This is a genomic window from Rubritalea tangerina (assembly GCF_042683245.1).
Lineage (GTDB): Bacteria > Verrucomicrobiota > Verrucomicrobiia > Verrucomicrobiales > Akkermansiaceae > Rubritalea > Rubritalea tangerina.
Genome location: NZ_JBHUJB010000022.1, coordinates 43,556 through 56,665 on the forward strand (window position 1 = coordinate 43,556; position 13,110 = coordinate 56,665).

At 49.8% G+C, this 13,110-nt stretch carries 7 protein-coding genes; 5 read left to right on the forward strand and 2 right to left on the reverse strand.

Annotation, left to right across the window (positions count from 1 at the left end; all coding sequences use genetic code 11):
• The first annotated feature begins 15 nt into the window (after nucleotides 1–15).
• The gene (locus tag ACFSW8_RS05495) at nucleotides 16–1,647 is read left to right on the forward strand and encodes a tetratricopeptide repeat protein (RefSeq protein ID WP_377086499.1); all 1,632 of its coding nucleotides are present in this window, start codon (nucleotides 16–18) and stop codon (nucleotides 1,645–1,647) included.
• A gap of 52 nt (nucleotides 1,648–1,699) precedes the next feature.
• A complete protein-coding gene (locus ACFSW8_RS05500) occupies nucleotides 1,700–3,220 on the forward strand; it encodes a hypothetical protein (protein ID WP_377086497.1) in 1,521 nt (506 codons plus the stop codon).
• Between the two features lie 206 nt (nucleotides 3,221–3,426).
• Here the strand turns inward: ACFSW8_RS05500 and ACFSW8_RS05505 are convergent, their stop codons facing one another.
• A complete protein-coding gene (locus tag ACFSW8_RS05505; protein WP_377177665.1) occupies nucleotides 3,427–6,750 on the reverse strand; it encodes a DUF6288 domain-containing protein in 3,324 nt (1,107 codons plus the stop codon).
• A gap of 354 nt (nucleotides 6,751–7,104) precedes the next feature.
• Entirely contained in the window at nucleotides 7,105–7,785 is a 681-nt protein-coding gene (locus ACFSW8_RS05510; RefSeq protein WP_377177667.1) for an RNA polymerase sigma factor, read from the reverse strand.
• Between ACFSW8_RS05510 and ACFSW8_RS05515 the strand changes: the two genes are divergently transcribed.
• The 3 genes from ACFSW8_RS05515 (at nucleotide 7,784) to ACFSW8_RS05525 (ending at nucleotide 13,110) form a co-directional block, all read left to right on the forward strand.
• Complete coding sequence (locus tag ACFSW8_RS05515; RefSeq protein ID WP_377086487.1) at nucleotides 7,784–9,886, forward strand: serine/threonine protein kinase; 2,103 nt, start codon at nucleotides 7,784–7,786, stop codon at nucleotides 9,884–9,886. The two genes, ACFSW8_RS05510 and ACFSW8_RS05515, sit on opposite strands and share 2 nt — an antisense overlap.
• A 201-nt stretch (nucleotides 9,887–10,087) precedes the next feature.
• Entirely contained in the window at nucleotides 10,088–11,602 is a 1,515-nt protein-coding gene (locus ACFSW8_RS05520) for a sulfatase family protein (protein ID WP_377177669.1), read from the forward strand.
• Nucleotides 11,602–13,110 (forward strand): sulfatase family protein, encoded by a 1,509-nt coding sequence (locus tag ACFSW8_RS05525; RefSeq protein WP_377086483.1) that lies wholly within the window; start codon nucleotides 11,602–11,604, stop codon nucleotides 13,108–13,110. The genes ACFSW8_RS05520 and ACFSW8_RS05525 overlap by 1 nt, the downstream gene beginning before the upstream one ends.

Here is a 13,110-nt window from a genome sequence, read left to right on the forward strand (position 1 = left end):
TGGATAGTCGCTCGTATGAAATGGATCTTGGCATGTGGCTTAGCGATACTACCAACTCTGAACGCTGAGGAAGCTGGAGGGGGCGACTCAGAGGAGCAAGCGCAGGGGTTTGATGTTAATGGGTTGATTGCGGCACCAGTGGCTGCATTAGCGAAGCCGAGCTTCCTACCTGAGGCGGGAGAGCCTGGGCTTTTAGTATTTTCTAATAGCTTAGAGGCTCAGGAGCACGTGCGTCAGGGGTTTGCATTGATTCATGCTTCGTGGGATTTTGAGGCCTATCGGCATTTTTGTGCAGCGGTACAGGCGGATTCCCAATGTTTGATGGCATACTGTGGGATGGTGTTATCGCTGACGAACCCTCAGCATGAATTTCATGAGCAGAGGGCTCGTGCGTATAATAGGATGTTGACGCTTGCGGAATTCAAGGTGGATGGTGAGTTCTACTATCCTGAGAACGAGCGGATGTATGCTGTTGGGGTGGCTGAGTTGATAGCCAATGGGGTGGTGAATAGTGTTAGAGTGTTTCGTCAGTTAGCGAAGGATTACCCGAACGATATTCAGGCGAAGTTATTGGCGACCTTTCTAGGGCGAGGAGGGTATAACGCTTTAGGGAATCCTCGTTTAGCCCAGAGAGAGGCTATTGCAACGTTCAGAAAGCTATCTGAGCAACTTCCTCAAGATCCGATGGTCGCAAATTTTTTGGTGATGGTGCAGGCTGAGGCCCCCTATCAGGCAGTTGACTTCAAGGGGGAGTTATTGCCCTTGGCCGAGCAATTGATTGAGTTGAGCGAGGGGAAAGTGCCGAGTTGGTATTCTTTGTTAGGCTATATTGCGATGCGTAGTGGTGAAGTGGAGAAGTCGGAAGCTGCATACAAGAAAGCGATTGAAGGATACGTGCAGTGGCAGGAACGCGACGGGGTGGGGCTTGCGGATAATGAGGGACGCTTACGCTGTGAGCTTAGTTTGGCAGCGCTTTATCTCCAGCAAAAGAACTACAAGAAGGCCGATAGTCTTATTGCAAAGGTGAATGCATACCAGTTTCCTAAAGAGAGAGAGTATTCAAATGGGGCCTTGACGCAGAAGTGGTATGGGAAGTTGATGCCATTCAAGTCGATGATGGAGCAAGGGCGCTATAAAGAAGCCCGTAAGGTGCTACCGGCGCCATTGACTACTGAGCGCAGGAGTATGGATCCATACAGTGCGATCATTGTGGCGTATCAGCTTTATTGTGATGCGGTGGAACTGATTGAAGCTGATGACAACAAGAAGGCGCGTGTGGCGCATGGAAAGTTAGCATTGATGTTAGCGGAGATGCAGTCGATGCAGTCTCAGGTGGCTAACAGTTATGAGTTTGCAGACTTTATCCGAGCATTGAGCTCGTTAGTGACTTTACACAAGGAACTGACAGCTTTGGTGTCGGAAGGTGAGGGCTTGGCATCTAATTGGTTCAAGTCAGCGATCGAGTCCCAGCAGGTGGGCTCGCGCATTTTGCCACCAGACATCCTCTATCCGGTGGAGTTTCGCTATGGGAGGTATTTAGTAAAGAAGGGCGAGAAGGAGGAAGCGAAAGAAGTGCTAGGTGAGGCACTCAAGAGGCGTCCCTGTTATGTTAAGTCACGTGACCTAGCTGAGAGTCTAGGCGAGTAGGTGGATTTTCTGCTCGTCGCACATGTGTGGGCATGCTAGATGCCTAGCGAATATGACGAAGTATCGTTTGCTTAAGAGAGTCGGGGGCACGGCGGTGGCTGTGTCTGCAATGGTCGGAGGAGTGAAGGCTGAGAGTGCCTATCCTATGGCTAAACAGCAGTCAGCTCACTTCAATGCTGTGGCAAAGCAGCTGGAGATGGGAGGGTTGAGTTTTGAATACAACGACCAAGGCGCGAAGAACTCCATCTACACTGGTGTGTTAGATATGGTGGTTGAGTTTCTCGATCAGCACACTGAGTTCAAAGGTGTAGATGCCAAGAAGCTCGCTGAGCTCTTTACACTTGATGCGGTTAAAGCATCGGGGAGCAGTGCGAGCCAGCGTGATGGGTTCATTCACTATAGGTCGTACCAGTACATGCCAGGTGAGAAGTCGATGTATGCGCTGGCGTATGGAGAGGCAAAGCCATCTGTGGCGATGGAGTTAGCACCGGCGGGGGCGGACCTTGTGTTAGAGATGCACATGAATGGTTCCTATGATCCGGAAGCTGAAGAGAAAATGTACGCAGCATTGGGGCCGGTGGGAGAGATGGTGAAAGCCATGCAGGCGCAACAAGGAGCGCAGGAGCCAATGATGGCTCTCTACAACGAGAATTATAAGAAAATCAATTCGCGCTTTAGTTTGATCGCTGATTTATCGCCAAAGGGTTTTGATGCTGCGCCGGGGATGCCGATTAGTGGTGAGCTTTTGATTTCCGTTACAAATGCGGAACCGATTTGGCAGATCATCAAGCCCTTGATTGAAGAGCAGGGCATGAAGGTTTCTGAGAATGGTAGTGTGGAGTCGTTGGTTTCACCTGAGGCGATGGGTCCATGGCAACCAGTACTACAATATAATGCAGAGACGCATCAGATATTGATTGGCTCCAGCCAGAAGTACATCGATTTGTGTTTGAGCGCAAAGAAGGGCGAGGTTCCTAATTTGTCTCAAGATAAGGCGGTAGTGAAGCTTAGTGAAGGTTTGCCTGAGCATTTCTCTAACATGGTGTATGTGTCTCCCACATTATCAAGTACCGTTGTGAACTTATCTCAAGCTTTAGTGGTTCCTCAGATTGAGGACGAGGAGGTAGCGCGTCCAGCAGTGAAGATGTTGTTAGATAAGTTGTCGGGATCAGGAGTGACTGAAACAGGAACTCTCTATGTGGTTAGCTTCCAGGATAAGGGGTCGTTACATGTTGTGAATTCGCCGGTGAATTTGGTTGGCACAGCAGGGACTATGACGACTATGGGAGTTGGTCTTGCAACGACATCGACTCTGTTTGTTGGAGCTAGTTACTACCGTGATAGCGCGAACAAAGCGGCTTGTGAGATTAACATGAGTTCCATGACGAAAGCAGCCAGGGCTGTTCAGAATATCAATGGTCATGAGGTCGGTGACCCATTGAAATGGAGTATGTTAGTAGGAGGGGGAGCGCCATTGGCAGATAAGCCGGTTTGTCCAAGTGGCGGGACCTATACTTTGAGTCCTACATTTACTGAAAATGGTGAACCGCTGATTCAGTGCAGTTGCCAATAGAGTTATAGAGAAAAAAGACACGCAGCTGAGGGCTGCGTGGCTTTTTTTATGGGGTTCAAAGAGTGGGGGGCGTGTCACCCGTGGTCTTATATCATCTCTCGACTCGGAATAGACGAATGGAGTTTGGTTCCGTCTTGTGATATTACGCTGCGCGATTTCAGAGTGTATCGGATGATCTTTCGTCCACTCCGTTTCGATCAATGGTATTACCAGCTGAAGAATTGCTGGGGGGATTGGTTTGGAGGTTTGATGAAGTGGACTTCTTTGAGCTCGATGTCTTTGTGGACATCGATTGTCAGTCTAACAGTGTCTGAGGTGTGGACAATATTGGGCATGAGTCCGGTATTTTTACCTTTGCGCAGGAGGGTCCAGGTGTCACCAACTTTGGCTTCAAGAATGAAGTTGGCTTCAGCTCTGGCGGGGCTAGAGACGAGGTCGAGTTTCAGATAGCTACGTTCGATGGTTTGTGGGGAATCAAATTTGAAGGTCAATGTGTGTGAGCCTTTAGTGAGTTTGATACCTTTTTCGAAGTTATTATCGGTGAGGGTGTTTGTGTCTTTGGCTCCTTGAATGGAAGCGACTTTGATGACTCGCTTACTGGAGTTAAGTGGGGTAGCGGAGCGAAGGTCGTGTCCCCAGACACTACCGTGGCTAACCATGAAGCGGTATGTGTCGCCTTTGAGAAGGTAGGGGGCGGGAGCTACGCGTTGTTCGCAGCCTACGACTTGTCCAGTTTCTAGGAGAATATTTGGAGAGTAGGAGCCTGAGTAATCGTCGATGACGGTGCCGACAACAGGGATTTGCGTGAGTTCAGGGACATAACTTCTCGCTTCGAGAGCGGGGATTGGCATGTCAGTGACATAGCTGATAGGGATGCCTTCTACTTGGTAGCTCACTTTGACTTTGAGAGTGGCCTTTTGATCGACATGGAATGGGAAGGTCGCCAGTGCAGGGATGGCATTATCTTTTGAGGTCATACTTCCAGCATTCAGGTCGGGGGTGTGGCGGATGATGGAGGAGAAGTATTTTTTGCTTGGGTCTGCGAGTTCGATCTGCATATTTCCGACCTTGAAGAGACTGGAGCTCAGGGCGTTAGAGCTTGAGTCTCGATCTGCTTGGAGGCGAGTAAAGGGCTGGAGGCGCAGGGCGTGGTTGATTTCCTTGAGTTTACCGGATGAGAGCAATTTTTTTTGTTTTTTCTCAGCGAGCTTTTGTGCTTTTTTATCGGCCTTTTTATCCTTTGAGCTGGGGGCAGTGGCGGCTACTGGAGTGCAACTTGCTTCGAGTGAGATGCCGAGCAAGGTTTCGGCGAGTTGTCCTGCACTGATGGGGCCGTGGAGGTTTTCGACTGTGAGTAAGCTTTTGGCTGCGATTGGAGCTTCGGCTTTGAGGAGGTCTCTGAGTGTGGTGCCCAGTTGTTCATTTGATTCGAGGGCTCGGAGTTTTTTGAGAGTGTTTTGGAAGGCTGGTGTGGCGGAGTCACCGAGGTATGACTCGACGAGAGCCCAAGAGCGAAGGGCATCGTTGAGCAACGCCTTGTCGACGTGGAAGACAAGTTCCTTAGTGCGGGGGGCATGTTGGTATTTGGGTTTTCCAGTGATGGCGAGATTGCGCTTATGGGCATTCATAAGCGTGAGGTAGGCCGCAGTTCTCCAGTAGGGTTCGCCGATCACACCGTCGCCATTGTGGTACTCGGTGCGGTAGTTATTTTTATTCATGAAGCCGTCGGCTTCGCGCATATTGGTGAACCTCCAAAGGAAGGCGCTCATGCTATCAGTGTGGGCTTTTTCACCACAATTTGCTGAGGACATGAGTGACCAGAAGAAGTGGAGGGTTTGTGTGGCGTGACCATTTTCTGCCGAGCCGTACGGGGCGGAGCTATAGCGTGATTTTGCGTTTTGGGTGAAGGTTTCTGCGCCACCTCTGATGAGGGAAGCGATGAAGTATGGGCCGGAGCCGCAGGAGCCACCCTGGCCAGTCTTTGCTGTGGCGTGCTTTGATTTACCTGAGCGACCGTATGGGACGACACCGCCCGCGGCAATTTCCTGAACGCGAACTAACATCTTATCCAGTACTGCTTTGTCTTCATCATTCATGGCAGGGGTGTGGCTAGCGACAGCAAGGGCGCAAGCAATGACGCCACCACCACCGATGTAGCCAGATCCACCGTAGCCAGGCTGGGCAAAGCTATGGCCTGAGGTGTAATCGGACATGATGAAGCGACGGCAGTTTGCGACATGCATTTTCAAAGCGGGAAGGATTTCGGCGTCTCCGGTTTTGAGGTAGTATTCTGCCAGGAAGATCAGCCACATTCCATTTGAATAGGTCCACTTATCGCGTTCGCCAGCCAAGGCTACATAATGAGCGGCCTTTTTAATATGCGAGTCGTACTGTGGGTCATCGGTGGAGAGGAGGGCGATGCCACAGATGGAGGTGTAGAAAGATGGGGAGGCGTAGGAACTTGCTTTCCATGAGCCATTATCTTCCTGTTGGATGGCGATTCGGTGAGCGGTGATGGCGGCATAGTTTTTGGCCTTTGCGCTGAGTGGGTCGAAGTAGGAACCGAAGCTGCCGACTTTTGGGAGGGTGAGTTCGATGCGTTTGAGGTAGGGGGTGTAGGATTCTGGTAGAGTCGGTTTGGGGAGGATGTTAGTGACTAGGGTGAGTGGGGCGTTGGACTCGATAGTTCCTTTGAGCGTCCATTCACCAGCCGGGATTTCGATTTGGCTACCGATGAGGTTACCGGCGCCGCGTTTTCCACCTAAGTCGACGGGCACTTCGAGGCCGTCGTTGTTGACGAGGGTGAGGTCTTCGCACTTGAGTCCTTTACGTTTGCCCTCGGTGCTGAGGAAGCAGAGGTCTGCATTTTTAGGAAGAGGGATGGCGATGCTTGTGCTGCCGTTTATTTCATGGCGTGCTACTTGCTTAACTGTCCTGTTGCTTGGTAAGGGTTTCTTTTTCAGAGCTTCAGGGAGGCGCAGTACATTGACGAGGATTTTCCCTTGGGATTCAGCAGCATCGATGAGGGCGCCGGCATGTAATTCGAGCCCTCGCTTTGTTTTGTTATCGACTGGCTTGCCTAAGTCGAAGTGTTGAGCAGCCAGGAAGGGGTGATTATTGAGGCCAAGGATGAGGTCTCCAGGTTGGAGTTTTCCCTCAGCGGGGGAGTTGGGTTTGGCAATATTGACTTCAAAGGCATTGAAGGCGAGTCCGTGTTTATCGGTGAGTGCTGTTGGGAAAATCTCTTTTTGAGCTGGGAAGATTCCCCACGAACGATCGTGCATGAGGGTATTGATACCCAGTGGACCAAGGTTGATGAACCAGCGTTTGGTACAATCGGTGGAGGTGGGTGAAAAGTAGCTGCGGTGGGGGCTGGGGTTGTATTCTTTCCACGATTTGAGGTCGATGCGTGTGCCTTGTTGCTCGATCCATGAGTCGATTTGGAAGTCGTCGGATTCTGCGGCAACCGTCAGTTGAGGTGCCAGCAGGAGGATGGGGGACAGTTTACGTAGGGTGGGTAGGATCATCATAGGTGTATTACCGTATGTGACGGCCGCCTGAATTATTACATGATCTCTGAGAAATAATCTCATCTCTCGACTCGGAATAGACGCATGGAGTGTGGTTGAGTCTTGTGAAGTTTGCGCTTCGCGATTTTAGAGTAAATCGGATTATCTTACCGAATGACATCGTTGCCATTCAGTTGTTCCGCGCATGCGGGAGGCCTTCACTCCGCATTGATATTCTGCAAGCTCATTCCGACCATTCGTCCATTCCGTCTCGCTCAATGGCATAATCTCCGACATGAGTCGAATGGCTCATGGGGATAGGCCGTCTAGCCGAGCGTTTGGGAGCCGCCATTGCTTTGTGACAGTACACTAGGGTTAGAAGTCTAATTCTTTTTTTAAGTCTTGGATTTCTTGGAATAACTTGAGTTTGATACGGCTGATGTATTTGTAGACGGAGTCAGGTTTGACACCGATCTTTGAAGCGATCTCTATGGGTGATTGGCCTTGGCGGAACAGCCTGAATGCTTCGAGAGCTGGGGCGCTGAAATGTGTCTCAACTTTCTCCATTGCTGCATTGGTGAGGAATAGTTTCCATTCTTGGTCGATGATACGATCAATTTCTGGAGTCTCGATTGAGTCAAGGTATTCGAGTTCGTGCTTTGCACCTTCACACTTCTTTAGGTGTGACTTTTGTTTACGCACGAAACTGATGACTTGGTTGCGCGTTATTTTAGCGAGCCAAACGCGGAACTTTATTTTTTCGTCTTTGCGTTCGTATTTTGGCAGGTATTTCCAGAGCTCTACGAGCACTTGTTGGAGGATGTCGTCGCTATCCGAATGATTGACATTCATGGAGCGGATCACGACATAGATGTATTTACGATAGTTGTTGATGAGCTCTTCCCAAGCTTGGCAATCGTTCTGATCTTTTGCTCGTTCCAGCAAAGTATAACTTGTTGAGTAGGTCGGTTGCATTAGTATGGAAACGTCACGGATATGTGCGGCTATAGAGGTATGATAGCTGAGTCTACGTGCGTGCCTATAGTAAAATGTCATGAGTTCGTCAGATGATAAGCAAGACAATGAGCAATTTTTTCGCCGTCTTGATGAGGGGTTGACATCGTTTTTTACGATGTCGGAGGAGGATATTTCGGCTGAAGATCTCGAGTTTTCGTTTCCGATACAAAAAGATCTTAGCGATTTAGATTCTGAGTATGAGCTAGTGGAACAGGTTGGTAAGGGGGCTATGAAGCTGATCTATAAGGTTCGAGAGTTGAAAACCAATCGCTACGTAGCAATGGCCAAAATGGTCGATGCTCAGACTAAGGAGAGTGTAGAGAGCTTCTTGCGAGAAGCTCGGTTGACCTCTCTGTTAGAACATCCCAACATTGTAACGATTCACGACATGGGAATTGGTGAAGGTGGGGAGCCTTATTTTACTATGGAGTTACTCAAGGGACGCACCTTGGCTGAGGTTATCAAGCAGGCGTATTCTGGTGATCCAACAGTGAGGGGGGAAGTGAGGGATGAGCTACTATCTATTTTCACAAGGGTTTGCGATGCGATGGATTATGCACACTCGAAGCATGTGGTGCATTTAGACTTGAAGCCGCAGAACATCCACGTGGGGGAGTATGGTGAGGTGATTATCATGGACTGGGGACTGGCTAAGATTCTGGTTGAGGACGATGAGGATATTTACCATGAGGTTGACCCGAACGAGCTGAATCATGCGACTCTGCGTGGTGTGATAAAGGGGACGCCTGGCTACATGGCCCCCGAGCAAGCCCGCCCAAACATGGAGAAAGACAAGCGTAGCGATGTCTATGCTTTGGGTGCTATATTGTATTCGTGTCTCACAGGGGGGGCTCCTATTGAAGGCGATAGTGTTGATCGTGTGTTAGAGCAAACGCAGGAAGGAGTTGTTGATTCGCCGAATGAACGTCTAGATAGAGCACTGATTGCCCCAGGGTTAGAGGCTTTGGTGATGAAGGCTTTGGCTGTGAACCCAGATGATCGTTATCCATCAGTGGCGGCCTTGAAGGAGGACTTGGAGAAGTATAGCATGGGCTATGCTACTGAGGCTGAGGACGCAGGCTTTCTCAAGCAGTTGAAACTTTTGTTGATTCGGCACAAGAGAACTGTGGCCATACTCGCTGCGAGTATGGCTGTAATCACAGGCATTGTTGGGTTTGCTTTCACACACATTTCGATGGAGCGGACCAAGGCGGTCATGGCGAGAGAAGAAGCAGTTGGTGCTAAAAAGGATGCTGAGGAGGCGCAACGTGTAGCAGAGGAGAATTTAAGATTACTGAAGGACGAGCAAGATGTGAGTGCGCGGCTACGCGAGAATGTTGAGGGCTTTCTTGAAGATGTGTTAGAGTCTGGCGATGTGAGCTCCGCACAGCGCAAGGTTGAGTTGTTAGATTCTGCGATTGCCAGCGAGACTGACCAAAAGAAATTGAAAGCTTTGTTGAAGCGTAAGGGTGTTTTGCATTTTGTGTTGCAGGATTTTGACGCAGCACTACGGAGTTTTGAAGCGAGCCAGGTGAGGGAGAAATCGAACTATTATCGTTTAGCGCAGTTAGGGAAGAAGTTAAAAGGTGATGCGGATTACTTGGACGATAAAGGTTTGTCTGAGCTTCTGAGCAGAATGGGAGCGAGGCATGCGGATGTGATTTTCAACATGTATGAGCGCTACATGAAGTTTCAACGCGACCCGAGCTCCCCAGTGGACGGATATCGGCCTTTAGCAACCGTCATGCTCAATATGAATAATCGGATTTGGCACCACGAGCGTCATCAGGAGTTCATCTCATTTGAGGGAGGGAAGTTAGACCTCAGTGGAAGGCCTTATCGTAATTTTCGCAATCATTACGGTGAGGGGTATAATATTTTAGCTCCATTTGAAGCGGATCACATTGATGTGAGTAATACGCTCTTCTTTGAGTTTATTCAATTTCACGACCTGAGATTTTCAACACTGAACCTATTGGGGTGTTCGGTGAATCAGATTAACAAGACTCGCTGTGAGATGATGCAGGGCTATGGTATTGAACGTGTGATTGTCGATAGTCGCTTATTGTCTGTGGACGAGGTGGCCTTGCTTACTCAGCAATTTGAGGTGCATGATGTTGCTCCTTTGGTTGAGGAGTAGGCATGGGAGATGGTTTTCTGTATGGAGTCTTGGCGATGTGGGCATTGGTGGTGAGGGGAAGATGTGGCAACAGTCAAGCGGGCACGAGTAGGTGTGGGTATGGACAGGCTATGGGGAGATGTTTTGGAGATAGTTCAAAAAAATCCTCTTTTTTTAATCTTGGCATCCAATCGGGTGAGCAGCTTGCGCTTCATTGGGGTGATGAGACATTTATTATGTGCTACAATTTTCCTGTTATCTGGGGGCGGGCTCTACGCACTTGAGAAGACACCTAATGTGATTTTGATTATGTGTGACGACCTCGGTTGGGGAGATACTGGGTATAATGGCAGCACAGTCATCAAAACCCCGGCTCTTGACCAGATGGCGAAAGAGGGCTTGAAAATGAATCGCTTTTATTCGGCATCGGCGGTGTGTTCGCCGACACGTGCGAGCTGTTTGACTGGCCGTAATCCATTCCGTACGGGAGTACCTACAGCAAACTCTGGCTTTTTGCGCCCAGAGGAGGTGACACTCTCTGAGGTATTGAAAAATGAGGGGTATGCCACAGGCCATTTCGGCAAGTGGCATCTGGGCACACTGACGCATACTGAGAAGGATGCGAACCGAGGTAAGCCTGGTAACACGAAGGACTACAACCCGCCGAAGCTACACGGATATGACACTGCTTTTGTGACTGAGTCAAAGGTTCCGACCTACGACCCTATGGTGAAGCCTGTGAAGTTTGATGAGGGCGAGAGCCTGAAACTTGGTTGGGAGTATGTGAAAGAGGGGGAAGAGACTGAGCCCTACGGGACATTTTACTGGGATATCGAAGGGCAAAAAGTCACCGACCATTTGAATGGGGATGACAGTAAGGTGATCATGGATCGTGTGCTTCCATTCGTCGATAAGGCGGTGCGGGAGAAAAAGCCTTTCTTCTCCGTGATTTGGTTTCACGCTCCCCATCTTCCTTGTGTGGCGGGGCCCAAGCACCAAGAGATGTATAAAGATCAACCGATTCATATGCGCAACTATGCTGGATGCATCACAGCGCTCGACGAGCAGATTGGGCGCCTTCGAGAGCATTTGAAGACTAAAGGCGTGGATGAGAATACCATGATTTGGTTCTGCAGCGATAATGGGCCAGAGAGCCAGGACCGCCCTGACAACGGCAGTGCGGGCCCCTACCGAGGTCGCAAGCGCGACCTTTACGAGGGTGGCGTGCGTGTACCAGGTCTTCTGATCTGGCCTGCGAAGATTAAGCAAGGCCGCGAGACTGACATGCCCTGTGTGACTTCAGATTACCTGCCGACCGTGCTGGATGCCATGGGCTTGGAGCATCCTCAGCCTAAGTTGGAGCTGGATGGTGAGAGCTTAATGCCACTGATTGAAGGGCAGTCAGAACGGCGTAAAAAGCAGCTGGGCTTTCTCTATGCAAATCGTGTGTCTTTCAGCAATGAAAAGTACAAGATTGTCTCTTATGCACAGAAGCCATTCCAGCTCTATGACATGGAGAATGACCCCTACGAAAAAAGAGATGTTGCAGCGGAGAAGCCTGAAGAACTGAAGAAGTTAGAAGCCGACTACAAGGTGTGGTTGGCATCTGTGAAGGAAAGCTTCGATGGTGCTGAGTATGGCACAAAGTCAGTGGATCGAGCCAATCTTAAGTGGCCATACGGAGAGAAAGGGACGGGTGGTAAGAAGGGAAATAAGAGCAAAACTGGAGGGAAATAATGAAAGCACTTTGGATAGCAATTGCGTTGGCCACGGCGGTTTTCTCACAGCTTGAAGCTCGAGAGCCAGCGGACAAACCGAACATTATTTTCATCTTACTCGACGATCTTGGGAAAGAATGGTTGAGCTGCTATGGTGGTGAGAACATCAAGACTCCTAACATTGACCGCTTAGCGAAGAGCGGGATGCAGTTTCACAATGCGTATTCGATGCCACAGTGCACACCGAGTCGTGCGTGCTTTATGACTGGTCAGTATCCGTTCCGTAACGGGTGGGTGAACCACTGGGATGCACCACGCTGGGGTCATGGGTATTTTGATTGGACCAAGAACCCGTCGGTAGCGCGCAGCATGAAATCCGCGGGCTATGCCACTGGTGTTGCGGGTAAGTGGCAGCTTAACGATTTCCGAGTGCATCCAGATGCCATGGTGAAGCATGGCTTTGATGCGTTCTGTATGTGGACTGGGGCTGAGGGCTCAGAGGAGAAGGGGCACATGCAGATAAGCACCCAGCGATACTGGGACCCATACATTCATACCAAGGACGGTAGCAGGACCTACATGGGTAAGTTTGGCCCAGATATCTACAATCAGTTCGTCATCGATTTCATTGGAGCTAACAAGGAAAAGCCATTCTTCATCTACTACCCGATGGCACTTCCTCACGGGCCGCTTGTCCACACACCCTTAAAGCCGGGAGCAAAGACGAAGTTAGAGAAGCACGTGGCTATGGTGGAGTATACTGATCATTTGCTTGGCAAGATTGTGGAGAAGTTAGAGCAGGAAAAGATCCGCAAGAATACTATCATCGTGTGGACTTGTGACAATGGCACCTCTGGGGGGATTTCTAATCAGATGAATGGCCGTATGGTGAGGGGGGGAAAAGCGAAGACGACTGAAAACGGTGTGAACACACCATTCATTGTTAGCTGCCCAGGGCTCGTACCTAGCGACAAGCAGAGCGAGGCCTTGATTGACTTTGCGGACATGCACCAGACGTTTGTGGAGTTTGCCGGAGGCAAGATGGAAGCTGGCTACACCTACGATGGTGTCTCACAGAAAGATGTCTTTTTAGGAAAAGCCGAAAAGAGCAGCCGTGACTGGATTCTAGGTATGGGAAGCCATCCAGCGAAGCTGACGGAGCAGGGAGTGGAGAATGTTTTCTATTTTCGCGATCGGGTGATTCGCAACGAGAACTATAAGCTCTTCATTGGTCCTGATAGAAAGCCTCAGAAGCTGATCGATCTCAGCAAGGACATGGCGGAGGAGAATAACCTGCTCAACGACCCAGAGTATAAAGGTGTGTGCGAGGCTTTGATCGCCCAGATTGAAAAATTCCCGATGAAGGACCAGGACCCACGCTATGAGCGATTGCAGTTAGTGGGCTGGGAAAAGGTTTCAAAGGCTCCCAGTCAAATTCACAAGAAAGGGCATCCAGATAATCCAGGCGGCTCGGAAAAAACTACGCAAAAGGAATCGAAAATATCTAAGAAAAACAAAACGCAATAA